We start from the raw sequence: 26,114 nt of genomic DNA on the forward strand, positions 1-26,114 counted from the left end.
TCACTCCTGCCTGAAATCGCCCGATTTCCCGCCGGACTTGCGGATCACCCGCAACCCCTCGATCCGCATCTCCCGCTCCGCCGCCTTCAGCATGTCGTACACCGTCAGCGCCGCGACCGAGGCAGCGGTCAGCGCCTCCATCTCCACCCCGGTCGGCCCGGTGGTCTTCACCGTCGCCGCGATGCGGATGCCCGGCAGCGCCGCGTCCGGCTCCAGCTCCAGCGTCACCCCGGCGATCGCCAGCGGATGGCAGAGCGGGATCAGCTCCGAGGTCCGCTTCGCCGCCATGATCCCGGCGATCCGCGCCGTCGCCAGCACGTCGCCCTTCTTCGCCGTGCCTTCGGTCACCAGCGCCAGCGTCTCCGCCCGCATCGTCACGTGGCAGGCGGCGGTCGCCTCCCGCGCCGTCTCCGCCTTGCCGGAGACGTCGACCATCCGCGCCGCCCCCCGCTCGTCGATATGGGTGAGGCGGCTCATGCCCCGAGCCCGAGCAGCCGGCGCGTCGCGGCGACGATGTCGTCCTGCCGCATCAGGCTCTCGCCGACCAGGATGCCCTGCACCCCCACCGCCTTCAGCCGCTTGATGTCGTCATAGTCGCGGATGCCGCTTTCCGCGACCACGAAGCGCTCCGGCGGAATCTGCCCGGCCAGCCGTTCGGAGACCGCGATATCGGTCTGCATCGTCTTGAGATTGCGGTTGTTGATGCCGATCAGCCGGGCCTGCAGCCCGAGCGCGCGGTCGAGTTCCGCCTCGTCATGCACCTCGACCAGCACGCTCATGTCGAGCGCGCTCGCCAGCTCCTCGAAGGCCCGCGCCTGCTCGTCGCCCAGCGCCGCCATGATCAGCAGGATGCAGTCCGCCCCCATCGCGCGGCTTTCGTAGATCTGCCACTCGTCGAGGATGAAATCCTTGCGCAGCACCGGCAGGTCCACCGCCTCGCGCGCCGCCTGCAGGTGCGCGGGCTGGCCCTGGAAATATTTCCGGTCGGTCAGCACCGAAAGGCACACCGCCCCGCCCTCCTGATAGGCGCGGGCGATCGTCGCCGGGTTGAAATCGGCGCGGATCAGCCCGGCCGAGGGCGACGCCTTCTTGATCTCGGCGATCAGCCCGGTCCGCCCGGAGGCGGCGGCGTCCATCAGCGCGCGGGCGAAGCCGCGCGGCGGCGGCGTGTCCTTCGCCCGTGCGCGCATCTCCTCCAGCCCGGTCTCCGCCTTCGCCGCCTCCACCTCGGCCAGCTTGTCGGCGCAGATCGTCTTCAGCACGTCGTGTTCGATCTTGTCGTTCATTGGATCAGGCCATTTCCCGGGTTGTCGCCGCTTGCGGCCCGGCGCCGGCGCGGCGTAGCCGCTCCAGCGCCGCCGCCGCGGCACCGTCATCGATCGAGCGGGCCGCCAGCGCCGCGCCCTCGCGCAGGGTTTCCGCCCGTCCCGCCACCATCAGCGCCGCCGCCGCGTTCAGCAGCACGGCGTCGCGATAGGCGCCGGGCGCGCCGGCGAGCAGGTCGCGCAGCGCCGCGGCGTTGTGCGCGGCATCGCCGCCGATGATCGCCTCCAGCGGCGCGCGGGCGAGCCCGGCATCCTCCGGGCTCACCGTCATCTCGACGATCCGGCCGCCCTCGAGCGAGACGACATGGCTCTCCCCGGCGATGGTCAGCTCGTCCAGCCCCTGGCCATGCACCACCATCGCCCGCTCGGTGCCGAGCCCGGCCAGCGTCTCCGCCATCGGCCGCGCCCAGGCGGGGTCGAACACGCCCACCAGCTGCCGCTTCACCGAGGCCGGGTTGGCGAGCGGCCCGAGCAGGTTGAAGATCGTGCGGGTGCCGAGCGCGATCCGCGCCGCGGCGGCGTGGCGCAGCCCGGCATGGTGGCGCGGCGCGTAGAGGAACACGCAGCCCGCCTCGCGCAGGATCGCCGCCAGGCTCTCGAAGGGCGGCTCCACCGGTACGCCGAGCGCGGCCAGCACATCCGCCGCCCCGGCGCGCGAGGAGAGCGCGCGGTTGCCGTGCTTGGCCACCGGCACGCCGGCGCCGGCGAGCACGAAGGTCACCGCGGTCGAGATGTTGAGCGTTCCCACGCCGTCGCCGCCGGTGCCGCAGACATCGATCGCCCCCGGCGGCGCCGCGATCGGCCGCATCCGCGCGCGCATCGCCCGCACCGCGCCGGTCAGCTCCGCCACCGTCTCGCGCCGCACCCGCATCGCCATCAGCATCCCGGCGATCTGCGCGTCATTCGCCTTGCCGTCGATCACCGCGCCGAACGCCGCCTCGGCCAGCTCCTCGGACATCGTCTCGCCCCGCCCCAGCCGGTCGAGCACCGGCTTGAGATCGGCGAGGATCTCGCCCGGCCCCTGGTTCCGCCCGCGGGCGATGCCGAGGAAGTTGCGCAGCAGCGTGTGCCCGTGCGCGGTGGCGATGCTCTCGGGGTGGAACTGCACGCCGAAGATCGGCAGGTCGCGGTGCCGCAGCCCCATGATCAGCCCGTCCTCGGTGAAGGCGGTGGGGATCAGCGTCTCCGGCAGCCCCTCGCGCTCCACGATCAGCGAGTGATAGCGCGTCGCCTCGAACGGGTCGGGCAGCGTCTCGAACACGTCCGAGCCCTGGTGCCGGATCGGCGAGATCTTGCCATGCATCGGCACCGGCGCGCGCACCACCCGCCCGCCGAAGGCCTGGCCGATCGCCTGGTGCCCGAGGCAGACGCCGAGAATCGGCACCTTGCCGGCCGCCGCCGCGATGAGGTCGAGGCAGATCCCCGCCTCGTTCGGCGTGCACGGCCCGGGCGAGAGCACGATCGCCTCCGGCCGCATCGCCAGCGCCTCCTCCACGCTGATCCGGTCGTTGCGGTGCACCGCGCATTCCGCCCCGAGATCGCCGAAGAACTGGACGAGGTTGAAGGTGAAACTGTCGTAGTTGTCGATCAGCAGGATCATCGGGCCGGCGCCTCGTTGGGGGTGACGTACTGGCCGGCATCCTCGGCGGCGCGGAACAGCGCGCGCGCCTTGGCGTGGCTCTCGGCGAGCTCGGCATCGGGGTCGGAATCGGCGACGATGCCGACCCCGGCCTGGACATAGAGCCGCCCGTCCCTGATCAGCGCGGTGCGCAGCGCGATGCAGGTATCCATCGTGCCGTTGGCGGCGAAATAGCCGATGCACCCGCCATAGAGCCCGCGCCGGCTGGGCTCGAACTCCTCGATGATCTCCATCGCCCGCACCTTCGGCGCGCCCGAGAGCGTGCCCGCCGGGAAGCCGGCGATCAGCGCGTCCAGCGCGTCCGCCTCCGGCCGGATGCGGCCCTCGACATTCGAGGAGATGTGCATCACGTGCGAGAACCGCTCGATCACGAAGCTCTCGGTCACGTTGACCGAGCCGATCTCGGCGACGCGGCCGACATCGTTGCGCGCGAGGTCGAGCAGCATCAGGTGCTCGGCGCGCTCCTTCGGGTCCTCCAGCAGCTCGGTCTCCAGCGCCTCGTCCTCGGCGCGCGTCGCCCCGCGCCGGCGCGTGCCGGCCAGCGGGCGGATCGTCACCGTGCCGTCGCGCAGCCGCACCAGGATCTCCGGGCTGGAGCCGACCGCCTGATAGGCGCCGAAATCGAGGAAGAACAGGAACGGCGCCGGGTTGATCCGCCGCAGCGAGCGATACAGCGCGAAGGGCGGGAGCGTGAATTCCTGCTCGAAGCGCTGGCTCGCCACCACCTGGAACACGTCGCCGGCAGCGATGTAGTCCTTGCCCCGCAGCACCATCGCGCGGAACTCGTCCTCGCTCATGTTCGAGGTCGCCGGCCCGGCCGGCGCGGCATGGCCCGGCAGCGCCGGCGTCGGCCGGTCGAGCGCCGCCATCGCCGCCTCGATCCGCCCGGTCGCGAGGCTCCAGGCCTCCGCCGCCGAAACCCCCGCGCGCGGCCAGACCGGTGCGGCCAGCGTGATCTCGTCGCGCACCGAATCGAAAATCGCGAACACCCCCGGCCGCATCAGCACGGCGTCGGGAATCCCGAGCACGTCCGGCTTCACCGCCGGCAGCTCCTCCATCAGCCGCACCATGTCATAGCCGAGATAGCCGACCAGCCCGCCGGTCATCGGCGGCAGGTGGTCCGGCAGGTCGAGCCGCGTCGCCGCGATCAGGTCGCGCAGGCTCTCGAAGGCCGGGCGCGGATCGGCCGCGTAGCCTTCCGCGTCCGCCGCCGGGTCGCGGTTCACGCTCACCTGGCCGCGGTCGCACCGCCAGATCAGGTCCGGCGCGAAGCCGATCACCGAATAGCGCCCGCGCGCCGCCCCGCCCTCGACGCTCTCGAGCAGGAAGGAATGCGCCGTGCCGTGCGCGAGCTTGAGGAAGGCGGCGACCGGCGTGATCAGGTCGGCGGCGAGCAGTCGCCAGGCCAGCGCGCCCCGCCCGGCATCGTAGGCGGCGCGGAAACGGGCGTGCTGGTCGGTCTCGGGTGTCATCTCGCTGGCCTCAATTGCTGATCTGGTTCAGCAGCTTCGTGTTGATCTTCACATGGTCGCGCTGGCGCAGCGCCGCGGCATAGGTCTGCAGCACGTCTTCCTGCATCGACTGGCCGAGCGAATCGGCCACCCGCTGGTGGAACGCCTTGTCGCTGCCCGGCTTCGGCTCGGCGATGTCGCTCACCACGCCGACGACGAAGCCCTCCTGCGTCTGCACCATGGTGGGCGCGCCCTTCTTGAGGCTGAACGCCACCTGGGCGAGCTGCGGCGGCACGCCCTTGGCTGGCTTCGCGCGCGTCATCGGCGCCGAGGTCGTCACCGTCAGCCCCGCCGCCGAGGCCGCCGCCGCCAGGGTCTTGCCACCCTTCACCGCGGTCAGCAGCTTCGCCGCCGCCACCTCCTCCTGCCGCTCCACCTGCGCGCCGGTCCAGTCGGCCAGCACGTCGGCCTTCACCTTGTCATAGGGCTTGAGCGCCGGCTTGATGATCCGGTGCACCGCGATGGCGTAATAGCTGTCGCCCGGCCCGCTCACCGCCTGCGGGGTGTTGCCCGGCGCGGTGGCGAAAATCGCCTTGACGATCGCCTGCCGCAGCGCCGCCGGCCCGGGAATCCCCGCCGGCTTGCCGTCCACCGTCATGCCCTCGCGGTCCACGCTCACCCGCGCCTTGGCGAGATGCAGGCTCGCCGGCAGCTTGCCGAGCGCCGTGCTGCCCGCCAGCGCGTCCTGCAGGTGGCTCAGCGTGTTGTCCACCACGTTGCGCGCCTTGCGCAGCTGGATCTCGGCGCGGATCTGGTCCGCCACCGCCGAGAGCGGCTTGTCGCCGCCGGCGACGGCCTTCGTCACCTTGAACACATAGGTGCCGAGCGCCCCCTTCACCGGCGCGGAAACCTCGCCCGGCGTCGCCGCGAACGCCGCCTTGGCCAGCGTGGCCGAGGGCAGGTCGGAGGGCTTCGCGTCGGTCATGACGATGGCGGTGGCCGTCGCCGCGGCGGCCGCCTTCTGCATCGCCGCCCAGTCGGCCCCGCCCTTCCACGCATTGGCCAGCGCCGCGGCGCTCTTCGCATCCTCCGCGGTGATGATCTCGACGGTCCGCGTCGGCGTCTGCGCGAATTTCGCCTTCTCCTGCTGATACTGCGCCGCGATCTCCGCCTGCGACACCGCCTCGCCCCTGGCGATCAGCGCCGGCGAGAGCACGACGACGTCCGCATCGCGCAGCGCCGGCGTCGAGAACCGCCCCGGATGATCCCGCCAGTAGCGCCGCAGCACGGTCTCGGCCGGCGCCGGCGGCGGGTTGGCGGCGGCGAAGGGCAGCTGCGCGAACTGCACCGTCCGCTCCTGCGCGGCATAGGCGAAGATCTGGTCCACCAGCGGCGCCGGCGCGCTCACCCCGGCGGTCACCGCATCGATGATCTGCGACGTCTTCAGCCCGCTGGCGATCTCGGCCATGAACGCCGCCGGCGTCAGGTTGTGGTTGGCGAGCACGGCGTTGAACGTCGCCTTGTCGAACTTGCCGTCCGGCCCGTGGAACGCCGGAATCGCGAAGACCTGCTGGCGGATCGCCGCGGGCGGTGCCACCACCCCCATCCGCCGCGCCTCCAGCTCCATCGCCGCGCGGTCGATCGCGGTGCCCAGCGCCTGGTCGGCGAACAGCCGGCGCTCGCCCTTGCTCGGCTCGCGGCCGCTGTTCTGCGTCGCATAGGCGTTCAGCGTGCGCTGGTAGGCGGCATTCACCGCCTCGATCTTGATCGGCTGCCCGCCCACCGTCGCGATCGCGTCGGACGCGCCGATGCCCATCACCACGCTGGAGACGCCCCAGAACACGAACACGCCGATCAGCACGACGAAAAACGCGCGCACGATCCAGTTGTCGAGCAGTTGGCGGATCATCGAAAGCATGCGGCAGAACCCTCATCCAGCGGGAAAGCCGCGTCTTACCACGGGCGCGCCCGATTGCCACCCGGCCCCGCCTCGTCTACCTCGGTCGCGCCACGTCAGGAGGACAAGCGCATGCCCCAGCTGATCGCCGGAAACTGGAAGATGAACGGCACCCTCGCCGGCATTGCCGCCTATGCCGCCGCCCTGCGTCCCGCCTCCCCGGGCGCGGAGCTGCTGGTCTGCCCGCCGGCGCCGCTGATCGCCCCGCTGCGCGCCGCCCTCGACGGCGCCCCGGTCGCCCTCGGCGCGCAGGACTGCGCGGTGAAGCGCTCCGGCGCGCATACCGGCGACCTCTCGGCCGACCTGCTGGCCGAGCTCGGCGCCACCCATGTCATCCTCGGCCATTCCGAGCGCCGCGCCGATCACGCCGAATCCTCCGCGACCGTGCGCGAGAAGGCGCGCACCGCGATCGCCGCCGGCCTGGTCCCGATCATCTGCGTCGGCGAAACCGAGGCCGAGCGCGATTCCGGCGAGGCCGAAACCGTGGTCCGCGCCCAGCTCGCCGGCAGCCTGCCGGAGGAGCTGGCCGGCCAGACCGTCCCCGGCGTCGTCGCCCCCGGCATCATCGCCTACGAGCCGGTCTGGGCGATCGGCACCGGCCGCACCCCCACCGAGGAGGACGTCGCGGCGATGCACGCCTCGATCCGCGCCGCCCTGCGCCGCCAGCTCGGCGCCGCCGGCGCGACGATGCCGATCCTCTACGGCGGCTCGGTCAAGCCCTCCAACGCGGCGTCCCTGCTCGCCCTGCCCGAGGTCGGCGGCGCCCTGGTCGGCGGCGCCAGCCTCAAGGCAGAGGACTTCCTGGCGATTGCCTCCGCCGCGGCGCGGGACTAGAGGACGCCGTCGACCCGACAATCGGGCATCCCCGCCCCGCCGGATGGTTCCATCCGGCGGGCTGATGCTCTAGAACCCGCGCGTCACTCCGAAAGGCCGCCACGCTCCCATGATCACCGTTCTGCTCGTCCTCCAGGCGTTCATCACCATTGCCCTGATCGGCGTCGTGCTGATCCAGCGCAGCGAGGGCGGCGGCCTCGGCCTCGGCACCAGCCAGGGCATGGGCAGCTTCATGACCGGGCGCGGCACCGCCAACCTGCTCACCCGCGTCACCGCGGTGCTGGCGACGCTGTTCATGGTGCTCTCGCTCGTCCTCGCCCTGCTCTACCGGCATGGCGGCGGCGGCTCGGCCGAATCGATCCTGAACGCGCCGCCGCCGGCAAGCCCCGCGAAGAAGGCGGCCCCGGCCTCGCCGCTCGCCCCGCTGCCGCCCATCCCCGGCGAATCGACGCCCGCGACCACCCCGCCCGCCGCGCCGGCCCCCGCCGCACCGAATTCCGCCGCGCCGAATACGGCGACGCCGAAGCCCGCCTCGCCGGTGCCGGCCCCGTCGAAACCCGCGCAGAGCGCCCCGGCGCCGACAAGGCAGTAATGCGCGCGCCCTCATCTGCCCGGCGCGGGGTTTTGCACCGCGCCGCCCTCTGCTATGGCGGAAGCCCATGACCCGGTATGTGTTCATCACCGGCGGCGTGGTTTCCTCGCTCGGCAAGGGTATCGCCTCCGCCTCCCTCGGCGCGCTGCTGCAGGCGCGCGGCTATTCGGTCCGCCTGCGCAAGCTCGACCCCTATCTCAACGTCGATCCGGGCACGATGAGCCCGTACCAGCACGGCGAGGTCTTCGTCACCGACGACGGCGCCGAGACCGATCTCGATCTCGGCCATTACGAGCGCTTCACCGGCGTGCACGCCACCAAGTCGGACAACGCGACCACCGGGCGCATCTATTCCGAGGTCATCGCCCGCGAGCGCCGCGGCGACTATCTCGGCGCCACCGTGCAGGTCATCCCCCACATCACCGACGCCATCAAGCAGGCCATCCTGCGCGAGACCGCCGGGCTCGATTTCGTCCTCGTCGAGATCGGCGGCACGGTGGGCGACATCGAGAGCCTGCCCTTCCTCGAGGCCATCCGCCAGCTCGGCAACGAGCTCGGCCCGCACGATGCGATGTTCGTCCACCTCACCCTGGTGCCCTACATCCCGAGCGCCGGCGAGCTGAAGACCAAGCCGACCCAGCATTCCGTCAAGGAACTGCTGAATGTCGGCATCCAGCCGCACATGCTGATCTGCCGCTGCGACCGGCCGATCCCCGAGGGCGAGCGCCGCAAGATCGCGCTGTTCTGCAATGTCCGCCCCGAGGCGGTGGTCCCCGCCCTCGATGTCGGCACGATCTACGAGGTGCCGATCTCCTATCACGAGGCCGGGCTCGACCGCGAGGTGCTCCGCCATTTCGGCCTGCCGCACGATGCCGAGCCCGATCTCGGCCGCTGGCGCCGCATCGTCGAGACGGTGCGCAACCCCGAGGGCGAGGTCACCATCGCCGTCGTCGGCAAATACACCAACCTGCTCGACTCCTATAAGTCGCTCGGCGAGGCGCTGACCCATGGCGGCATCGCCAACCGGGTGCGGGTCCGGCTCGACTGGGTCGATTCCGAGATCTTCGAACAGCCCGGCGCCGTCGCCCGGCTCGACGGGGTGCACGGCATCCTCGTCCCCGGCGGCTTCGGCGAGCGCGGCACCGGCGGCAAGATCGAGGCGGTGCGCTTCGCCCGCGAGCGCCACGTCCCCTTCCTCGGCATCTGCTTCGGCATGCAGATGGCGGTGATCGAGGCGGCGCGGAACCTCGCCGGCCTGCCCGGCGCCTCCTCCACCGAGTTCGGCCCCTGCGAGGTGCCGGTGGTCGGCCTGCTCACCGAATGGGCCCGCGGCAACGAGATCGAGCGCCGCGCCGCCGAGGGCGATCTCGGCGGCACCATGCGCCTCGGCGCCTATGCCGCCACCCTGGTCGAGGGCAGCCTGGTCCGCGCCGTCTATGGCGACGCCGCGACGATCGAGGAACGCCACCGCCACCGCTACGAGGTCAACATCCACTACCGCGAGCGGCTGGAATCCGCCGGCCTGCGCTTCTCCGGCCTCTCGCCGGACGGGCTGCTGCCGGAAATCGTCGAATACCCCGACCATCCCTGGTTCATCGGCGTGCAGTACCACCCCGAGCTGAAATCCAAACCCTTCGACCCGCACCCGCTCTTCGCCGGCTTCATCGAGGCGGCGGTCAAGCAGATGAGGCTGGTATGATCATGAAGACGGTCGAGATCGGCGAGCTGCGCGTCGGCAACGACCTGCCCTTCACCCTCATCGCCGGCCCCTGCCAGATCGAGAGCGCGGAGCATGCGGGCGAGGTCGCCGGCGCGCTCGCGGCGATGACGCGCGAACTCGGCATCGGCCTGATCTTCAAGTCGAGCTACGACAAGGCCAACCGCACCTCGCTCACCGCCGGCCGCGGCGTCGGCATGGCGCAGGGGTTGCAGATCCTCGCCGATATCCGGGCGAAATTCGGCATCCCCGTGCTGACCGACGTGCACGACGCCGCCCAGTGCGCCCCCGCCGCCGAGGCGGTGGACGTGCTGCAGATCCCCGCCTTCCTCTGCCGCCAGACCGACCTGCTGCTCGCCGCCGGCCATACCGGGCGGGCGATCAACGTCAAGAAGGGCCAGTTCCTGGCGCCGTGGGACATGCGCAACGTCGCCGCCAAGATCGCCAGCACCGGCAACGAGCGCATCCTGCTCACCGAGCGCGGCGCCTCCTTCGGCTACAACACCCTGGTCTCCGACCTGCGCGCCTTGCCGATCATGGCGCAGACCGGCTACCCGGTGGTGTTCGACGCGACCCATTCGGTCCAGCAGCCCGGCGGCCAGGGCACCGCCTCGGGCGGCCAGCGCGAATTCGCCCCGATCCTCGCCCGCGCGGCGCTCGCGGTCGGCTGCGCCGCGGTCTTCATCGAGTGCCATCCCGACCCCGACCACGCACCCTCCGACGGGCCGAACATGATCAGGCTGGCGGAGATGCCCGCCCTGCTCGCGCGGCTGCAACAGTTCGACCGTCTCGCCAAATCCGCCTGACGCCGGCTTCCGCCGCCCCCTGTTCGGGCAGCCCTATTCCGGCAACCCGCGCCGCAGGTCCGACAGCGTCGCCTCCAGGTCGATGGCGCGGTGCGAAAGGATCTCCAGCTCCCGGTCCTCCAGCGGATCGGCGTCCGGCCGCAGCCGCCGCCGTTCCGCCAGCGCCGCGTCCCGCTCCGTCAGCAGCTGCATGATCTCGCCGCGATACAGGCCGAACACCCCGGCCACCACCCGGCTGGCGACGTCCCCGCCGGAGGGCGCATAGCGCGCCGCCACCGCCCGCGCCGCCGGCGCCGGGAGAAAAACCTCCTCCGTCACCCAGCGATTGGTGGTGAACAGCCCCGCCGGCCGCCCGGTGGCATCGAGCACGATGGCGACGAGGTGATGCGGCGCCGCCGCCGAATGCCGCCCGCCCGGCCGGTGGAAGCAATGGATATGCCCGGCCTCCGCCGCGCGCGTGCCGGAATCATGGGCGTGGAAATAGAACTGCGCCCGGCTCGCCTCGTCCCACGCATCCTCCTCCGGGTAGTGCCGGAAGGCGACGAAGGGATCGTCGCCGACGAGGGCGGCGATCAGGTTGCCGCCCCCCGCCTCGGCCTCGCGCAGCGCGGCGACCAGCCCGGCCGCCGCCAGCAGCCGCGCGTCATCCATCTATTTCGACGAGCACTTCCCGGATTTCGACATGTCCGATCCCTTGGACATACCCGACCCCTTCGACATGCCCGACCCCTTGGACATGTCGGATCCGTTCGACATGCCCGATCCGCTCGACATGCCCGACCCGTTCGACATGCCGGATTTCGACGATTTCGTGGCCTTCGCGCCGGAGCACATGCCGCTGCCGCTGGTGGCGGCCTGCGCCGGCAGCGCCGCGGCGAGCCCGGCGATGGCGACGGCGGAGCCCAGGGTCAGCGCGGCACGGCTGATGGTCTTGCGTTCGGGCATCGGATATTCCTCCTTCTGAATAGGTGCCCTGCACGTAGCGCGGAACCCATCGCGGTCAAGGCAGATGGAGGCGGATTCACGGCACCGCAAAGCGGCGCGCTATTTCTCGACGAAGGCCTTCTCGATCACGTATTCGCCCGGCCGCGACGAGCTGCCCTCGGTGAAGCCGCGCACTTCCAGCAGCGTCGTCATGTCGTCGAGGAAGGCGGGGCTGCCGCACAGCATCACCCGGTCGTCCTTCGGCCCGAGCGGCGGCAGGTCGATCCCCGGCCCGAAATTGCCGGTTTCGAGAATCTGGGTGATCCGCCCGTTATGCCGGAACGGCTCGCGCGTCACCGTCGGGTAATACAGCAGCTGCTTGGAGACCTGCGCGCCGATGAACTCGTCCGCCGGCAGGATCTTGGTGATGTATTCCTCATAGGCGAGGTCGCTGACATGCCGGCAGCCATGGATCAGCACCACCTGGCGGAACCGCTCGTAGATATCCGGCTCGCGGATGATGCTCATGAACGGCGCCAGCCCGGTCCCGGTGCCGAGCAGGTAGAGCCGCTCGCCGGGGTGCATGTTGTCGGCGAGCAGCGTGCCGGTCGGCTTGCGCCCCACCAGCACCGGGTCGCCCGGCTTCACGTGCTGCAACCGCGAGGTCAGCGGCCCGTCCGGCACCTTGATGCTGAAGAATTCCAGATGGTCGTCATAGCTGGCGCTGGCCATCGAATAGGCGCGCAGCAGCTTCTTGCCCTCGACCTCGAGCCCGATCATGGTGAACTGCCCGGCGACGAAGCGGAACGCCGGGTCGCGCGTCACGGTGAAGCTGAACAGCCGGTCCGTCCAGTGATGGACCTGCGTGACGGTCTCGGTATTGAAGGCGCTCATCTGTCGCGAAGACTCCGTCGCTCGTGCGGCCGCCGGCCGGCCCTGATCGATCAACTTAATTACGGACGGGGCGGTCGATATCAACCCCGCCCGTCACAAGTCTGCCCCGGCCGGCGCAGCGGGCCTCGCCGCCCTCTCGACAAGGAGAGCCGCTTTGGCCAAAACCCGCGCAGACCAAGGAGACGAACCCATGAGCCAGACCTATGTGGACGCGGCGGGCCTGCGCGTCGCCGCCGAGCTTCACCAGTTCATCGAGACCGAGGCGCTGCCCGGCACCGGGGTCGAGTCCGGCGCCTTCTGGCAGGGTTTCGCCGGCCTCATCGCCCGTCACGCCCCCCGCAACGCCGAGCTCCTCGCCGAGCGCGACCGTCTCCAGGCCGCGATCGACGACTGGCACCGCTCCCGCCGCGGCCAGCCGGTCGACCCCGCCGCCTACGAGGCCTTCCTGCGCGAGATCGGCTACCTCAGGCCCGAGCCCGGCGACGTGAAGGTCACCTCCGAGCGCGTCGATCCCGAAATCGCCGCCATCGCCGGCCCGCAGCTCGTCGTGCCGGTGATGAACGCCCGCTACGCGCTGAACGCCGCCAATGCCCGCTGGGGCAGCCTCTACGACGCGCTCTACGGCACCGACGCGATTCCGGAGTCCGGCGGCCTCGAGCGCGGCAAGGCCTACAACCCGCAACGCGGCGCCGCCGTCGTCGCCCGCGGCCGCGCCTTCCTCGACGATCATTTCCCGCTCGCCACCGGCAGCCACGCCGATGTCCGCGCCTGGCGCGTGCATAACGGCCATCTCGCCGCCGTGCTCGAAAGCGGCGAGACCGGCCTGAAGCACGCCGCCCAGTTCGCCGGCTATCGCGGCGAGCCCGCCGCCCCCACCGCCGTCCTGCTCCGCCACCACAACCTGCATGTCGAGATCGCGATCGACCCGACCAGCCCGATCGGCCGCACCGACAAGGCCGGCGTCGCCGACCTCATCGTCGAATCCGCGATCAGCACGATCATGGACGCCGAGGACAGCGTCGCCGCCGTCGATGCCGAGGACAAGGTGCTGGTCTACCGCAACTGGCTCGGCCTGATGGCCGGCACGCTCAGCGAACAGGTCGAGAAGGGCGGCAAGACCTTCACCCGCGCCCTCAACCCCGACCGCGCCTACACCGCGCCGGACGGCTCGACCCTCACCCTCCCCGGCCGCGTGCTGATGCTGGTCCGCAATGTCGGCCACCACATCTATACCGACACCGTGCTCGACGCCGCCGGCAAGCCGATCCCCGAGACGATCCTCGACCTCGTGGTCACCTCCCTCTGCGGCCTGCACGACATCCGCCGCACCGCCGGCCTGCGCAACTCCCGCGCCGGCTCGGTCTACATCGTCAAGCCGAAGATGCACGGCGCCGACGAGGTCGCCTACGCCAACGGCCTCTTCGCCGCGACCGAATCCCTGCTCGGCCTCGCCCCGGACACGCTGAAGATGGGCATCATGGACGAGGAGCGCCGCACCTCGGCCAATCTCAAGGCCTGCATCGCCGCCGCCGCCAGCCGCATCTTCTTCATCAACACCGGCTTCCTCGACCGCACCGGCGACGAGATCCACACCTCGATCGAGGCCGGCCCGATGATCCGCAAGAACGAGATCAGGAACACGCCCTGGATCAAGGCCTATGAGGACCGCAACGTCGATATCGGCATCGTCTGCGGCCTGCCCGGCCACGCCCAGATCGGCAAGGGCATGTGGGCCGCGCCCGACGCGATGGCGGCGATGCTCGAACAGAAGGTCGGCCACCCCCGCGCCGGCGCCAACACCGCCTGGGTGCCCTCGCCCACCGCGGCCACGCTGCACGCCCTGCACTACCACATGGTCGATGTCGCCGCCCGCCAGGCCGAGCTCGCCGCCCGCCCGATGGGCTCCCTTGCCGACCTGCTGACCATCCCGCTGGCCGACCGCCCGAACTGGCGGCCGGAGGACATCCAGCAGGAGCTCGACAACAACGCCCAGGGCATCCTCGGCTACGTCGTCCGCTGGATCGACCAGGGCATCGGCTGCTCCAAGGTGCCGGACATCCACAACGTCGCGCTGATGGAAGACCGCGCCACCCTGCGCATCTCCGCCCAGCACATCGCCAACTGGCTGCACCACGGCATCGTCTCCGAGGCGCAGGTGATGGAGACGATGAAGCGCATGGCCGCGGTGGTCGATGGCCAGAACGCCGGCGACCCGGCCTACCGCAACATGGCCCCGGGCTTCGACGGCGTCGCCTTCCAGGCGGCGTGCGACCTCGTCTTCAAGGGCCGCACCCAGCCGAACGGCTACACCGAGTTCATCCTGCACGACCGCCGGCGCGAGGCCAAAGCCTCCGCCTGATTTTTCGCTCCTCCTCCGCCGCGTCCGCACCGGGCGCGGCGGCCGGCACTCCCGGCGCCCTCACGGGCCGCGGAATGTGTCAGGCGGAACGGAGCAGAAACTCAGCTCCGCGTCGGCGTCGGGTCGATCACGTTGGCGCAGGTATCGGTCGGCGCCGCCGCCACCGGCCCGACCAGCGGGACGATCTTCAGCCCCGCCGACGTCACCCGGCACGGCGCCGCCACCAGCCCACATCCCGACAGCGCCCCGGCCACCAGGCCCAGCAGCGCCGTCGTCCCGATCCATCTCATCACATTCGTGCTCATCCCCCCAGACTGAACCACTCCCACCCTACCGCGTCCATACCGGCGGATTGTGTCTCAGAAATGTGGAGACATTCTCATTTAGTTACGCTAATGTTTCAGTCATGGTGTCCAGTCAAAATCGATCCGCTTTCGCCTATGATTATGCGGCACAACAAAATCTGGCGGTCATCCGGCCGATCGCGGAAGCATTGTCCGCCCATATGGCCGATGATTTCTATAAATTCCTCGCCGACGAACCGGACATGGCCGAAACCCTGCGCCATCTCAGCGACACGGAATTTGTCGGCCTGCAAAATAAACTGCGGAATTACGTCGGTTTCATCCTCTCGGACCGTTTGACCGACGCCGATCACCGCGCCACCGCCCGCCGGCTCGGCCGCCTGCACGGCCAGCTCGGCATCCGCCCGCGCTGGCTGATCCAGCTCTACAGCCACCTGCAATCCAATCTCCAGCAGGCGATCCGCGCCACCGTCCCCGAAAGCGAGGCGCGCGAGGCCGCCGCCGCGATCGTCTGCCACCGCATCTTCGCCGACCTGCGCGAGCAGTTCGCCGGCTACGAGGAGCTGGAGGCCGAAATCGCCGCCTCCCTCGCGCAATGCGAAACCCTCGCCCTCGAATCGACCAACTTCAACGACCTCGTCACCGGCGTGCTCGAACTGCTGGGCGGCTTCACCGGCACGGTCTCCGCCTTCTTCGCCCGGGTCGACCATGAGGGCGAACTACAGATCGAGGCCTCCGCCGGCGCCGCCGGCCCGCGCTACCACCAGGCGATGGAGTCCGGCGAGGTGCCGCGGATCAGCATCGACCCCGATCTCGAGGCCGGCCGCGGCCCCGGCGGCCGCGCCTGGCGCGAGAGCCGCATCATCTGCTCGGATGCCTGGTCGATCGAGGCGGAAAACCGTCCCTGGCACGAGCTGGGCCGCCAGCTCGGCTTTCGCTCCAGCGCCGCGGTGCCGATCCTGAACGAGGCCGACCGCACCATCGCCCTGCTCAGCCTCTATGCCGGGGTGCCGCGCTTCTTCTCCGCCCCGCGCATCTACAATTTCCTCCTCCATCTGCAGCAGATGCTGAGCCACGCGGTGCAGCGCTTCAGCCGCGCCCCGGTCATCCCCCTGCACGAGCGCCAGCGCTACCGCCGCCTGCTCGATTCCGGCCGCGTCACCTTCCATTTCCAGCCGATCATCGACCTCGACGACGGCGCCCTGCGCAAGCTCGAAGGCCTCGCCCGGCTGATCGGCGAGGACGACGCCATCGTCGAGCCGAAGCATTTCATGCCCGCCTTCGGCTCGGAGGATCTCTTCCGCCTCTTCGCGATCGGGCTCGACGAGGGAGCGAAGGCCTGCCGCGAGGTCGCCGCCCTCGGCACCGATGTCACCATCGCCCTGAACTTCCCCGCCGAGGGCATGGGCGATCCCCGCTTCATCGACATCCTGTTCGCCAGGATGCGCGCGCACGGCCTGCTGCCCCACCAGATCCAGCTCGAAATCCTCGAGGGCCACGATTTCGGGGTGGACGAAACCGTGCAGCACGATTTCCTCCGCCGCATCCGCGACGCCGGCATCCGCATCGCCGAGGACGATCTCGGCTCCGGCCACAGCTCCCTCCTCCGCCTCGACCGCTTCGGCTTCGACGACGTGAAGATCGACCAGGCCCTGGTGCAGAGCGCGCTCTACCGCCCCGAACGGGCGCTCGAATTCATCCTCTACCTCACCCGCCTCGCCCATTCCTTCGACATGAAGCTGACCGTCGAGGGCCTCGCCAATGCCGGCATGGTCGAGGCCGCCGCCATTCTCGGCGCCGATTACGGCCAGGGCTACGGCATCGCCCGGCCGATGCCGCTGGACCGGCTCGTCGAATGGCATCGCGGGTTCCGCTACAAGGTGGAGGTCACCGCGCCGAAAACCGCGCTCGGCGCCCTCGCCGCCTATCTCGGCTGGTGCATGCGCGCGCAGCAGACCCAGTCCGAGCGCCGCGCCCTCGGCCCGGTGGATGCCGAGGCGAGAATCGCCGCCTATCTCGGCGCCCGCCCCGAGGCCGCCGCCCGCGTCGGCCCGCTGGTCGAGCGCCATTTCGCCGGCGAGTTTTCCTCGCACGAGGAAATCCGCGGCCGCATCGTCCAGGAACTCACCCTGCTCTGGTTCGACGAACTGGCCGAAGCCGGCAGCGACGGCTGAATCGCCGGCCGCGCCCGGCAATCGCCGGCCGCGCCCGGCTTCGTCTTGCCCACCCCCCGCCCTTCGTGGTGCTCTGCTGGCATGGACGCCGCAGCACCACACCCCGACGGCGCTGCCCTGGCCGCCCGCCTCGAGGCGATCGTCGCCGCGCTGTGCGACGTGCTGGCGGCGAAGGGCCTGGCGCGCGGCATGACCGGCGCGCTGATCGTGCTGGTCTGGACCCGGCTGCGCCGCCTCGCCGCCCGCTTCTCCATTCTTTTGCTCCGCCCCCCGGCGCCGCCGCGCTGCCGCAATTTCGCTCCGCGCCGCCCGGCGCCCGACACCAAACGCCCCGCGACACCGCGCCCCCTGCCGCGCGGCCGGTTCTGGCTGCGCCGCGCCCTGCCCGAACTCGCCGGCGTCACGGCGCAACTCGCCCATCTCCTCGCCGAACCGGACATGGCGGCGCTGCTCGAAGCCCGCCCCGCCACCGGCCGCGCGCTGCGCCCGCTCTGCCACCTGCTCGGCCTCCGCCCGCCGCCTTCGCTGCGACTGCCCCGCCCGGCGCCGCCTTTGCGCCCACCCCGCCCGGCCGCGGTTCGGCCACAGCCAGACCCGCCCGAAGCCGCGCCGGTTCCGCGCCCGCGACCTCCACGCCGCCGTCCCTTCCGTCCGCCCCGCGCCGCCGTTTTTCGCGCCTGAGCAGCCGCATCCCGGCACGCCCAAATCGTTACGTTCACAGCACAATATAATTCCGCAACCCGGCCCCGCGCGTCCGCTCAAGCAGGATTGATGTGGCGGCTCTGGACTCCGCCCCCGCCGGACCAATCTGCCGGACATGGACAGGATCGCGCCTTTCGCTCCCGCGCTCATCCTGGCCGCGCTCGGCATCGCCGTCCTCGGCCTGGCCGGCTGCACCACGACCGCCGGCGCGCCGTATGGCGGCTCCGCCTATTATGCCCCGCCATCCTTCGGCTACGGCGCGCCCTACGGTTACGGCGCCGGCTACGGTCCAGCCTACGGCCCCATCTATCAATACCCGGACTATGCCCCGGACGACGAGCATGCCGACGATGACGACCGGTTCGACGACGACGATCACGATGGAGATCGCGCCGGCGACCACGATGGCGACCATGACGACGACCACGACGGGCACTGACCCGCGCCCCGTTCCATGCGTAAACGGCATGAGACTTAGCCTGAACCGGCACGTTCCGCCGCCGCCGCCGCATCGCCACCTCCGGAGCCAAGGCGGGGATCGATCCCCGCGACATGAACAAGGAGTTTTCCGATGCGTACTTTTGCAATCGCCGTCACCGCCCTGACCATGCTGGCCGCCCTGGCGCCGCTCGCCGCCCGCGCGGACGTCGCCGGCCCGTCCGGCCAGGCGCAACTGACCTCCGCCTCGGCCTCATCCGCGCAGTCCGGCGGCCGGGCGGTCTTCCAGCATCAGCTGAACCGGATCCACCGGCTCGAAGCCCAGCACTGAGCACTCCATCCGATCAGATGATGCTCTGATCGCGATCCCGGCCCCGCCCTAGCGACGGGGCCGTGGGGTCAGAACCGGCCCGAGACGGCGAAGAGGAAGCGCCAGCGCTCCAGCTTCGCCGCCTCGCGCGGCTTCACCAGCTCGTTGCCGGCGCCGAGCGTCAGCTCGAAATGGCGCAGCAGCAGCATCCGCACGCCCCCGCCGGCCGATGCGCCGGTATCCACCGGATACTGGTAGATCGTCTGCCGGTTCCAGATCCGGCCCCAGTCGGCATAGCCGAACGCCGCCAGCCCCGAGATCAGCTTCGGCGCGACGTGCTGGAGCAAGGGCAGCTTGTGGCTCAGCTCGGCGGACATCTCGATACCGCTATCGCCCGCCATCACCGCCGCCGGATAGGCCCGGCCGAACTCGCTGCCGCCGAACAGGAACTGCTCGCTCCCCGGCAGATGGTTCAGCGCGTACTGGGCGTTGGCCCGCACGGTGAGGAAGAACGATTTCGGCAGCGCCTGCAGCCGCACCAGGCTCACGTCGAACTTGGTGAAGCCCGGCCCGCCATAGGCGAGGCTGCCGCGCCGCGCCCCCAGCGCGTTGATCCCCTCGCTCACCGTGAACGACCCGCTGTCGATCCCGTTCCAGTCCCCCGCCCGCGCGAAGATCAGCCCTTCCCGCAGCGTCCGCGTCCGCTCCGAGACCGCCGTCTGCCCGAGCAGCGCCTCGTTGCTGTTCAGGTAGTCCGCCTCCACCGAGGCATCGAGCTGCCGGGTCTGCGTATAGATCAGCGGGTCGGACAGCCGCACGCTCGCGATCTGCGCCGTCCCCGAATTGATCGCCCCGACCGGATGGGTGATCAGCTCGCCCATCGTGACGGTCACGGTCGTCCCGTTGGTCCCGATCGGCTCCTGATGCACGATCCCGTAATACTGGTAGCGGCGGATCCTCGCCGGCGCGCCGAACACCAGCTGGTCGCGCTCGCCCTGGCGGAACAGCCCGTTCACCGTCACGTTCGCCGTGCCCTGCACGATGTCGAGCTGGCGGTCGCCGGCATTGTTCACGTCGACCCCCGCCTCCACCGTCCGGCGATGAATCCCCAGCAGCAGCCGCACGACCCCGGGCTGCCCCGGCATCGGCCGCAGCTCGCTGCCCACCTTGAGGCCGGGAATCGACTGCATCAGCAGCAGGTTTCGCTCCAGCGTCGCCCGGTGCAGCGGCTGGTCCGCGACGATCCGCGCCGCGTAATGCTTCAGCAGCCCGAGGCTCGCGCCCTTCGTGTTGCCCTCGATCGTGACCGCGCCGACATGCCCCTCGATCACCCGCACGACCACCTGGCCGCCGGCGAAGTTCTGCTGCGGCAGCGACACCGAATAGAGCGCCAGCCCCTGATGCTGGCACAGCCGCCCGATCGCGATCAGGATCGCCGAAAGCTGCGCGCTGCCGACGCGATGCCCGACCATCCCCCGCCAGGTCGCCGCCACCGCGGCGGGCGGCAGCGTCGTGGCGCCCTCGACCCGCACCCCGCGCAGCACGAACGGCGAGATGCCCGACACCGAAGGTGTCGGCGGCTTCTGCTTCGGCACCTGCTCCTTCGCCAGGTTGGGCAGCCGCACGCTCTGCCCGAGCTCGTTCTGGTTGATGATATGCGGCGCCAGCTGCGCCCGCGCCGCCGGTGCCAGGCCGGCCAGCAGCAGTATCGCCGGCACGCCAAGGCCCACCGCGCCGCGGGTCCCGCGTCGCGCCCCGAAAGTACCCGTCATTTTTGTTCTCACAGTCCCGTCCGCAAGCCGCCCGATCCCAGATCACATGCAGAGACAGCAAGGGCGGCAGCTTGCGCCGCCGCCCTCTTCCAGACTTAGAGCTGGCTTGTCGCTGTCGAGAGGACGCCTGTGACGGGCGCCAGCGGGCTTGAGCCGCCGCCGGCGCTCCCCAGCGCGCCGGTCAGCGCGCTCGTCAGCGTGCTGGCGGTCGGCGCCAGTTCGGTCGCGGCCCCGCCGGTCGAGCCGCCGGTGGGCAGCGCGCCGGTCACCGTGGAGAGCGTGCCGGTGAGCGGCGCGAGCGCGCCGGTGGCGCTGGTGGTCGAGCCGCCGGTGGGCAGGGCGCCGGTCGCCGTGTTGATCACCTGGCCGACCACGCCGGTCACCGTGCCAAGGCCGGTGCCGGTCACGCCGCCCAGCGGCGAGGTCGAGGGCAGCGAGCCGATCGCCGTGCCGGTGGCGCCGGTCAGCGTCGCCGCGCCAGTGCCGAGCGCACCCGATGCCGAACCCGTCAGGTTCGTCAGCGTCTGGCCAAGCGACGTGCCGCCCGGCGTGCTCGTGCCGCCGATCGCGTTGCTCGCCGTCACCAGCGCGCCCTTCACCGCCCCGCCCAGCACGGGCACGTTGCCGGCGCCGTTGGCCAGCGTGTCCACCCCGCCGCCGGCGGCGCCGCCCAGGCTCTGGTTCGCCGTCGCCAGCAGCGTCGAGGCCACCGGCAGCGTCGCCGTGTTGAGCGAGCCCGCCTTGAGCTGAACCACCTGCCCGTTCGACAGCACGCCGACCTGCACCGGGGAATTCGCCTGCGGCGTCGTGCTCAGCACGTTGGCGCTGATCAGCGGCGTCACGCTGGGCGAACCCGTCGAGGTGTTCAACACACTGACATTGGCGAGGGCGTTGCTGACGGGATCGACCGCGTCGGCGACGCCGGCGACCGTCGGCCCGACGACGGGCAGGCCGGTGAGGCCGCTGGTGCTCAGGGTCGAACCGTTGCTGCTCAGCAGGTCGCCCGTCTGGGTCACCGTGCCACCGAGACCGTTCACGATCGAACCGACCGGGCCGCCGGTCTTGGTGCCGAGCGACGACAACTGGGTGCCCGCAGAGGCCACCGTGTTGCCGGCCGTGCTCACCGGCGCGCCCGCGGCGGCTCCGGCGGTCGTGCTGGCCGTGCTGACAACGCCGGCTCCGGTGCCGCTGGTGCCGCCCGTGCTGGCCATCGACCCGCCGTTCGAACCGCAGCCGGCCAGCGCCAGCGCGGAGCCGAGCCCGACCGTGCACATCAGCGCCCTGGACGTCGCCTTCCGTATAGACTTGCTCATTGTTAAAAAAACTCCTCGCGCGTTTTCAAAATCCATTCCGTTAGCCCGCGTCTCAGGGGAGTCGGAATGTCACAGGCGACAACTACTTTGTCACCTTATGAAACAGTATACCACGATCTGCGCGGATTGGTTTCAATTTTCATAACTTTTTCCAAAAAAGAAATAAAATTCCAGACCAAGTGAAAAATATCGAATTGATATCGTTATATTTCAGCAGGTTAGGCTGTCATCGTGGGCATGCCGTCAGCCGGCGCATCACAAGCCGCCCTCCGTAACGGCGGCCGCACGTGGACCTCCGAACTGCCCCTGGACACGACCAGCCATTTCATAACAAAAAGACAACCGAGGGTTTTAGCGCACCCGCATAACGTGCAGTCAGCGATTGTATTTTCCGGAGAATTGTTATGACGATTATTAACATTTGTTCAATTTATGTGGATTCCATCTAAAAAGAGTTGTTTGTCCTTTACGTATATGGCATGTTTTGCCACATATCGTTATATATGGAGGAAACAATCATGAAGCGGATCGCGGCTTGCGCTGCCCTCGCGTTGGGCGGGATGATGGCAGCTGCCGGGACGGCGCGTGCGGGGAACGAACTCTTGCAACTCACGCCGGGCAACATGTTGTCGCAGACGCACTCGACCGCGGTGCTGTTCACGATCACCGGCACCTATCGCCAGCTTTCCGGCACGCTCACCTTCGATCCCGCCGCGAAGACCTGCCACATCGACGTCACGTTCGTGACCAGCAGCCTCGCGCTGCCCAACGCGATCGTGCGGGGACAGGTCATGTCGAAGGCATTCCTCGATCCGAAACAGTATCCGCAGACGAGCTATATCGGCGACTGCGCGAAGAACGGCACGGAACTCGACGGCAAGCTGACCATGCACGGGCAGACCCATCCGTTCGCCATGAAACTCACCGAGCGGATGGCTAACGGCAAGTTGGTGGGATTCGACTCGGTCGGCAAACTCGACCGCTATAACTGGGGACTCGACGGATTGAAGCTGATGGTCGGCAAGGTGATCACCGTCACGAACGACATCTCGCTGACCGGCAAGCCGCCCAAGCCGGCGAACTGAGCCGGCCCGCGGAAGTCCCGTCCGGCCTTGCGCGAGCAGGCCGCAAGGGACCGCTGTTTCCGTAACACGGCGCGTGGCCGAGCATGATCGGCCCGCGCATCTGCCGGCGCATGACAGATGCCGGCACAGCCAGCCGCCGCTCCGGTAAGGCCTGACGCCGGAGGGCTGCGGGAGGCGCTGTCATGTTACGAACCGTTTCGAAACATTCATCTTGCGGGAGGCGAGTTGCGCCTTCCTTTGCTGCCCGTTCGACGCGGAATTCTTCGGTTTTACTTTCGGGCACCGGTTGCGTGACTTTCTGCCGCCCTTGCATGTCTTGGCACGACGATGGGTCGGCCGGTTCTGGCAAGCATACGATTCGTTGTTGCCCATTACGTCAATTGACGGTATGAAACGGAAATATCTTTTTTGGGAGATCGTCAATGAAAGAAAGAAAAATTCTAATTTGTCGTAATTCCTCGCAGATCGCGTTGCTCGTTGCGCTCGCCGTGCCCGGTCTGGCGCAGGCGGCCGGGCTCGGCCTGGCCGATCAGAGCACCGGAATGGTCGCCCGCTCCTATGCCGGCGCGACGGTCAGCGCCACGCCCTCGACAGCCTTCTACAACCCTGCCGGACTCGTGATGCTGAAAGGCAACCAGTTCGAGGGCGCCTTCAACTATTACGACATAAGATCGAAATTCAGCGGGACCGATGAACCCTATTTCGGCCAGGGCACGTCGTCCGGCTTCGTCGAATCCACGCTGGTGCCGGGGAGTTTCGGCGTCATCAGCCTGCCGCACGGGATGAAGCTCGGCTTCTCGGTCACCACGCCGATCGGCGGGCGGATCAAGTATCGGCCCGGGTTCGTCGGCCAGTATCAGGGCACCGAGGCGCTGCTGACCACCATCCAGGTCGGGCTGTCGCTGGCGATTCCGATCACCAGGACCCTCTCGATCGGCTTCGGTCCGGAGATCAACTATTTCCAGAACATCCTGGCCCTGGACCAGAATCTCGGCGTGCTGCAACCCGCCGCCGGCCAGTTCTCGGGCAAGAGCTACGCCTTCGGCTACAATGCCGGCGTGATGTACCGCCCGGCGCCGGGCACGCGGATCGGCCTCGACTACCGCTCGCGGATCAGCCAGAGCGTGAAGGGCGTCGAGCGGATCGGCATCCAGCTGCCCTCGATCGTGCCGCCGGCGGTGGACTCGCTGCTGACCTCGCTCGGCGGCCTGCCGCCCGCAGCCTCGAGCGCGTCCGACAAATGGACCTTCCCGCAGCAGATCTCCTTCGGGGTCTATCAGCGGCTGACGCCGCGGCTCGCGGTGATGGCCAGCGCCCAATGGACCAACTGGGCGCAGCAGCAGTCGCTGATCATCAGCGACCCGTCGACCGCGAATTTCACCCATGGCGCGATCTATACGCCGTTCGACTACCGCAACAGCTGGACGGTCGGCGTCGGCTTCGATTACCGGGCGACGAAGCGGCTGACGCTGATGGGCGGCGCCGGATACGACGAGAGCCCGGTCACTTCGAAATACCGCCAGGATCTGCTGCCGGATGCGAACCGCACCTCGCTCAGCGCCGGCATGAGCTTCAGGCTGCTGCCGAACGCGACGCTGATGGCCGGCTACCAGCACATCTTCGTCCAGAACGGATCGATCAGCCAGACCCGCGTCGGCCTGCAACCGAACGGGACGACGCAGACGACCTATTCAGGCACGCTGGACGGCACATATTCGCTGAGCGCCAACGTGTTCTCGACCGGCGTGGTCATGAGCTTCTGAACCACCCGCACGTTTCGTGCCCGCACAGAGGATGGCAAACATCCCGCCCCGCCGCCGGCCGCAACGGCTCCCGCCGCCGGCGGCGGGCGCAATCAACGGAGGAGACATCAAGGCGTGAGCAGCGAGAGTTTCGATTACGTGGTGGTAGGCGCCGGCTCGGCCGGTGCGGTGATCGCCAACCGGCTGAGTGCCGATCCGCAGGTCCGCGTCTGCCTGCTGGAAGCCGGGAAGCCGGACAAGTCGCGCATGATCGACACGCCGCTCGGCATTGTCGGCCTGCTGCGGTTCAGGACCTATAACTGGTATTACTACACCGCGCCGCAGGCGGAACTGAACGGCCGGCGGCTCTACTGGCCACGCGGCAAGACGCTGGGCGGATCGTCGTCGATCAATGCGATGATCTACATGCGCGGCCATCCCGAGGATTACGACGAGTGGCGGGATCTCGGCGCGCCGGGCTGGGGGTGGGACGACGTGTTTCCCCTCTTCCGGGCGATGGAGCGCAACGAGCGCGGGGCGGATGCGTTCCACGGCGATGCGGGGGAACTCAATGTCGCCGATCTCGGCAATCCGAATCCGCTGGGGGCGGCGTTCGTCCGCGCCGGCGTCGAGGCCGGGCTGCCGGCGAATGCGGATTTCAACGGCGCGGTGCAGGAGGGCGTTGGCCCGTATCAGGTGACGCAGAGGGATGGAAAGCGGTTTTCCGCCTCCCGCGCGTTCCTCGACGGGATACGCCAGCGGGCGAACCTGCGGATCGAGACCGGCGCGCATGTCGCGCGGGTGCTGCTCGAAGGGACGCGGGCTGTGGGCGTCGAGGTGCGGATCGGCGGGGCGATGCGGCGGATCGGGGCGCGGCGGGAGGTGATCCTGTGCGGCGGGGCGATCAACTCGCCGCAACTGCTCATGCTCTCGGGCATCGGGCCGCGGGCGGCGCTGGCGCGGGCCGGGGTGGAACTCGCGCATGAGCTTCCGGGCGTCGGCGCCAACCTGCAGGACCATCTCGACGTGTCGGTGATCGTGCCCGACCGGAGCGGCAATTCGGTGGGGGTGGCGGGCAACACGCTGCCGCGCGCGGTTGCGGCGTTCTTCGAGTATCGCCGCAAGGGGACCGGGATGTTCCAGTCCAACGCGGCGGAGGCGGGCGGGTTCGCGCGGCTGACGCCGGAATCGCGGCGGCCGGAAATCCAGTTCCACTTCCTGCCGACGATCCTGCGCGACCACGGGCGCAAGCCGGTCTGGGGCCACGGGATGACGCTGCATTGCTGCCAGTTGCGGCCGAAGAGCCGCGGCAGCATCACGCTGCGCTCCGCCGACCCGTACGCCGAGCCGGTGATCGATCCCGCCTATCTCAGCCATGCCGACGACCTCGGCGAGCTGCTCGCGGGGCTGAAGCTCGGCCGGCGGATCATGGCGAGCCCGGCGATCGCCGCCCTCAGCGGCGGGCGGGAGATCGATCCGGGGCCGGCGCGCCAGGACGACGCGGCGCTGGTCGATTTCATTCGCGCCTCGGCGGAAACCATCTATCATCCGGTGGGCACCTGCCGGATGGGCCAGGACGAGATGGCCGTGGTCGACGACCGGTTGCGCGTGCGGGGGATCGACGGGCTGCGGGTCGCCGATGCCTCGATCATGCCGCGCCTGATCGGCGGCAATACCAACGCGCCCTGCATGGTGATCGGCGAGAAGGCGGCGGGGTTCATCCGCGCCGAGCGCAACGAGCCGGCGGCGGCAATGGTCTGAAGCGACCGAAGCAA

The 26,114-nt window shown here is 69.7% G+C and carries 23 protein-coding genes; 13 read left to right on the forward strand and 10 right to left on the reverse strand.

Features of this window, described 5'->3' with window-relative positions; genetic code table 11:
- Genes moaC through ACRY_RS08590 form a run of 5 tightly spaced genes read right to left on the reverse strand, consistent with a single transcriptional unit; the run spans position 1 to position 6,333 of the window.
- Complete coding sequence (gene moaC, locus ACRY_RS08570; RefSeq protein ID WP_007423144.1) at positions 1 to 477, reverse strand: cyclic pyranopterin monophosphate synthase MoaC; 477 nt, start codon at positions 475 to 477, stop codon at positions 1 to 3.
- The gene (gene trpC / locus ACRY_RS08575) at positions 474 to 1,286 is read right to left on the reverse strand and encodes an indole-3-glycerol phosphate synthase TrpC (protein ID WP_007423145.1); all 813 of its coding nucleotides are present in this window, start codon (positions 1,284 to 1,286) and stop codon (positions 474 to 476) included. The genes moaC and trpC overlap by 4 nt, the downstream gene beginning before the upstream one ends.
- Positions 1,287 to 1,290: 4 nt before the next feature.
- A complete protein-coding gene (locus ACRY_RS08580; protein ID WP_011942090.1) occupies positions 1,291 to 2,925 on the reverse strand; it encodes a bifunctional anthranilate synthase component II/anthranilate phosphoribosyltransferase in 1,635 nt (544 codons plus the stop codon).
- Entirely contained in the window at positions 2,922 to 4,436 is a 1,515-nt protein-coding gene (gene trpE, locus ACRY_RS08585) for an anthranilate synthase component I (RefSeq protein WP_007422978.1), read from the reverse strand. The genes ACRY_RS08580 and trpE overlap by 4 nt, the downstream gene beginning before the upstream one ends.
- 10 nt (positions 4,437 to 4,446) lie before the next feature.
- A complete protein-coding gene (locus ACRY_RS08590) occupies positions 4,447 to 6,333 on the reverse strand; it encodes a peptidylprolyl isomerase (RefSeq protein ID WP_011942091.1) in 1,887 nt (628 codons plus the stop codon).
- Positions 6,334 to 6,444: 111 nt separating this feature from the next.
- On the opposite strand from ACRY_RS08590, the gene tpiA reads away from it, so the two are divergent.
- From tpiA to kdsA, 4 genes are all read left to right on the forward strand, one after another.
- Positions 6,445 to 7,206, forward strand: coding sequence for a triose-phosphate isomerase (gene tpiA, locus ACRY_RS08595; RefSeq protein WP_011942092.1), 762 nt, complete (start codon positions 6,445 to 6,447; stop codon positions 7,204 to 7,206).
- Between the two features lie 109 nt (positions 7,207 to 7,315).
- Positions 7,316 to 7,798: a preprotein translocase subunit SecG gene (gene secG, locus ACRY_RS20590; protein ID WP_011942093.1), complete on the forward strand. Its 483-nt coding sequence runs from the start codon at positions 7,316 to 7,318 to the stop codon at positions 7,796 to 7,798.
- A gap of 67 nt (positions 7,799 to 7,865) precedes the next feature.
- A complete protein-coding gene (locus tag ACRY_RS08605) occupies positions 7,866 to 9,497 on the forward strand; it encodes a CTP synthase (RefSeq protein ID WP_007424662.1) in 1,632 nt (543 codons plus the stop codon).
- Entirely contained in the window at positions 9,494 to 10,321 is an 828-nt protein-coding gene (gene kdsA, locus ACRY_RS08610; RefSeq protein ID WP_007424661.1) for a 3-deoxy-8-phosphooctulonate synthase, read from the forward strand. The genes ACRY_RS08605 and kdsA overlap by 4 nt, the downstream gene beginning before the upstream one ends.
- A gap of 33 nt (positions 10,322 to 10,354) precedes the next feature.
- On the opposite strand, the gene ACRY_RS08615 is transcribed toward kdsA, so the two are convergent.
- Positions 10,355 to 10,972: a DUF6969 family protein gene (locus ACRY_RS08615; protein ID WP_007424660.1), complete on the reverse strand. Its 618-nt coding sequence runs from the start codon at positions 10,970 to 10,972 to the stop codon at positions 10,355 to 10,357.
- A 31-nt stretch (positions 10,973 to 11,003) separates the two neighbouring features.
- Here ACRY_RS08615 and ACRY_RS08620 point away from each other — a divergent pair, with 31 nt between their 5' ends.
- Positions 11,004 to 11,285: a hypothetical protein gene (locus tag ACRY_RS08620; protein ID WP_155856356.1), complete on the forward strand. Its 282-nt coding sequence runs from the start codon at positions 11,004 to 11,006 to the stop codon at positions 11,283 to 11,285.
- Between the two features lie 80 nt (positions 11,286 to 11,365).
- Here ACRY_RS08620 and ACRY_RS08625 read toward each other — a convergent pair whose 3' ends face one another.
- Positions 11,366 to 12,139 (reverse strand): ferredoxin--NADP reductase, encoded by a 774-nt coding sequence (locus ACRY_RS08625; protein ID WP_007424659.1) that lies wholly within the window; start codon positions 12,137 to 12,139, stop codon positions 11,366 to 11,368.
- Between the two features lie 190 nt (positions 12,140 to 12,329).
- Here ACRY_RS08625 and ACRY_RS08630 point away from each other — a divergent pair, with 190 nt between their 5' ends.
- Entirely contained in the window at positions 12,330 to 14,498 is a 2,169-nt protein-coding gene (locus ACRY_RS08630) for a malate synthase G (RefSeq protein WP_011942095.1), read from the forward strand.
- 101 nt (positions 14,499 to 14,599) lie between these two features.
- Here ACRY_RS08630 and ACRY_RS08635 read toward each other — a convergent pair whose 3' ends face one another.
- Positions 14,600 to 14,788: a DUF6726 family protein gene (locus ACRY_RS08635; RefSeq protein WP_035188006.1), complete on the reverse strand. Its 189-nt coding sequence runs from the start codon at positions 14,786 to 14,788 to the stop codon at positions 14,600 to 14,602.
- A gap of 116 nt (positions 14,789 to 14,904) precedes the next feature.
- Between ACRY_RS08635 and ACRY_RS08640 the strand changes: the two genes are divergently transcribed.
- The 4 genes from ACRY_RS08640 (at position 14,905) to ACRY_RS08655 (ending at position 18,448) form a co-directional block, all read left to right on the forward strand.
- Entirely contained in the window at positions 14,905 to 16,977 is a 2,073-nt protein-coding gene (locus ACRY_RS08640; RefSeq protein WP_007424656.1) for an EAL domain-containing protein, read from the forward strand.
- 81 nt (positions 16,978 to 17,058) lie between these two features.
- A complete protein-coding gene (locus ACRY_RS08645) occupies positions 17,059 to 17,658 on the forward strand; it encodes a hypothetical protein (RefSeq protein WP_011942097.1) in 600 nt (199 codons plus the stop codon).
- Between the two features lie 136 nt (positions 17,659 to 17,794).
- Complete coding sequence (locus tag ACRY_RS08650; protein ID WP_007423579.1) at positions 17,795 to 18,118, forward strand: hypothetical protein; 324 nt, start codon at positions 17,795 to 17,797, stop codon at positions 18,116 to 18,118.
- Positions 18,119 to 18,250: 132 nt separating this feature from the next.
- Complete coding sequence (locus ACRY_RS08655; RefSeq protein ID WP_011942098.1) at positions 18,251 to 18,448, forward strand: hypothetical protein; 198 nt, start codon at positions 18,251 to 18,253, stop codon at positions 18,446 to 18,448.
- A gap of 68 nt (positions 18,449 to 18,516) precedes the next feature.
- On the opposite strand, the gene ACRY_RS08660 is transcribed toward ACRY_RS08655, so the two are convergent.
- Both ACRY_RS08660 and ACRY_RS20215 read right to left on the reverse strand, forming a co-directional pair.
- Complete coding sequence (locus tag ACRY_RS08660) at positions 18,517 to 20,199, reverse strand: ShlB/FhaC/HecB family hemolysin secretion/activation protein (RefSeq protein ID WP_011942099.1); 1,683 nt, start codon at positions 20,197 to 20,199, stop codon at positions 18,517 to 18,519.
- A gap of 95 nt (positions 20,200 to 20,294) precedes the next feature.
- Positions 20,295 to 21,512 (reverse strand): hypothetical protein, encoded by a 1,218-nt coding sequence (locus ACRY_RS20215; RefSeq protein ID WP_011942100.1) that lies wholly within the window; start codon positions 21,510 to 21,512, stop codon positions 20,295 to 20,297.
- A 518-nt stretch (positions 21,513 to 22,030) separates the two neighbouring features.
- On the opposite strand from ACRY_RS20215, the gene ACRY_RS08670 reads away from it, so the two are divergent.
- The 3 genes from ACRY_RS08670 (at position 22,031) to ACRY_RS08680 (ending at position 26,100) form a co-directional block, all read left to right on the forward strand.
- Positions 22,031 to 22,597, forward strand: a complete 567-nt coding sequence (locus tag ACRY_RS08670; RefSeq protein ID WP_011942101.1) for a YceI family protein — start codon at positions 22,031 to 22,033, stop codon at positions 22,595 to 22,597.
- 422 nt (positions 22,598 to 23,019) lie between these two features.
- On the forward strand, positions 23,020 to 24,360 hold the full coding sequence (locus tag ACRY_RS08675) for an OmpP1/FadL family transporter (RefSeq protein ID WP_011942103.1): 1,341 nt from the start codon (positions 23,020 to 23,022) through the stop codon (positions 24,358 to 24,360).
- Positions 24,361 to 24,474: 114 nt separating this feature from the next.
- Positions 24,475 to 26,100 (forward strand): GMC family oxidoreductase, encoded by a 1,626-nt coding sequence (locus tag ACRY_RS08680; protein ID WP_007424735.1) that lies wholly within the window; start codon positions 24,475 to 24,477, stop codon positions 26,098 to 26,100.
- Positions 26,101 to 26,114: the final 14 nt, after the last annotated feature.

Origin of the sequence: Acidiphilium cryptum JF-5, from assembly GCF_000016725.1 — a bacterium.
GTDB classification, from domain to species: Bacteria; Pseudomonadota; Alphaproteobacteria; order Acetobacterales; family Acetobacteraceae; genus Acidiphilium; species Acidiphilium multivorum.

Bases quoted from the DNA above. Each gene is read 5' to 3' on its own strand.
- ACRY_RS08650 (WP_007423579.1), top strand. From the start codon at position 17,795: ATGGACAGGATCGCGCCTTTCGCTCCCGCGCTCATCCTGGCCGCGCTC.
- ACRY_RS08625 (WP_007424659.1), bottom strand. From the start codon at position 12,139: ATGAGCGCCTTCAATACCGAGACCGTCACGCAGGTCCATCACTGGACG.
- secG (WP_011942093.1), top strand. From the start codon at position 7,316: ATGATCACCGTTCTGCTCGTCCTCCAGGCGTTCATCACCATTGCCCTG.
- ACRY_RS08675 (WP_011942103.1), top strand. From the start codon at position 23,020: ATGAAAGAAAGAAAAATTCTAATTTGTCGTAATTCCTCGCAGATCGCG.
- ACRY_RS08660 (WP_011942099.1), bottom strand. From the start codon at position 20,199: ATGACGGGTACTTTCGGGGCGCGACGCGGGACCCGCGGCGCGGTGGGC.
- ACRY_RS08655 (WP_011942098.1), top strand. From the start codon at position 18,251: ATGCGTACTTTTGCAATCGCCGTCACCGCCCTGACCATGCTGGCCGCC.
- trpC (WP_007423145.1), bottom strand. From the start codon at position 1,286: ATGAACGACAAGATCGAACACGACGTGCTGAAGACGATCTGCGCCGAC.
- ACRY_RS08580 (WP_011942090.1), bottom strand. From the start codon at position 2,925: ATGATCCTGCTGATCGACAACTACGACAGTTTCACCTTCAACCTCGTC.
- tpiA (WP_011942092.1), top strand. From the start codon at position 6,445: ATGCCCCAGCTGATCGCCGGAAACTGGAAGATGAACGGCACCCTCGCC.
- ACRY_RS20215 (WP_011942100.1), bottom strand. From the start codon at position 21,512: ATGAGCAAGTCTATACGGAAGGCGACGTCCAGGGCGCTGATGTGCACG.
- ACRY_RS08635 (WP_035188006.1), bottom strand. From the start codon at position 14,788: ATGAGATGGATCGGGACGACGGCGCTGCTGGGCCTGGTGGCCGGGGCG.
- ACRY_RS08615 (WP_007424660.1), bottom strand. From the start codon at position 10,972: ATGGATGACGCGCGGCTGCTGGCGGCGGCCGGGCTGGTCGCCGCGCTG.
- ACRY_RS08645 (WP_011942097.1), top strand. From the start codon at position 17,059: ATGGACGCCGCAGCACCACACCCCGACGGCGCTGCCCTGGCCGCCCGC.
- ACRY_RS08670 (WP_011942101.1), top strand. From the start codon at position 22,031: ATGAAGCGGATCGCGGCTTGCGCTGCCCTCGCGTTGGGCGGGATGATG.
- ACRY_RS08605 (WP_007424662.1), top strand. From the start codon at position 7,866: ATGACCCGGTATGTGTTCATCACCGGCGGCGTGGTTTCCTCGCTCGGC.
- kdsA (WP_007424661.1), top strand. From the start codon at position 9,494: ATGATCATGAAGACGGTCGAGATCGGCGAGCTGCGCGTCGGCAACGAC.
- ACRY_RS08640 (WP_007424656.1), top strand. From the start codon at position 14,905: ATGGTGTCCAGTCAAAATCGATCCGCTTTCGCCTATGATTATGCGGCA.
- trpE (WP_007422978.1), bottom strand. From the start codon at position 4,436: ATGACACCCGAGACCGACCAGCACGCCCGTTTCCGCGCCGCCTACGAT.
- ACRY_RS08590 (WP_011942091.1), bottom strand. From the start codon at position 6,333: ATGCTTTCGATGATCCGCCAACTGCTCGACAACTGGATCGTGCGCGCG.
- moaC (WP_007423144.1), bottom strand. From the start codon at position 477: ATGAGCCGCCTCACCCATATCGACGAGCGGGGGGCGGCGCGGATGGTC.
- ACRY_RS08620 (WP_155856356.1), top strand. From the start codon at position 11,004: ATGTCCGATCCCTTGGACATACCCGACCCCTTCGACATGCCCGACCCC.
- ACRY_RS08630 (WP_011942095.1), top strand. From the start codon at position 12,330: ATGAGCCAGACCTATGTGGACGCGGCGGGCCTGCGCGTCGCCGCCGAG.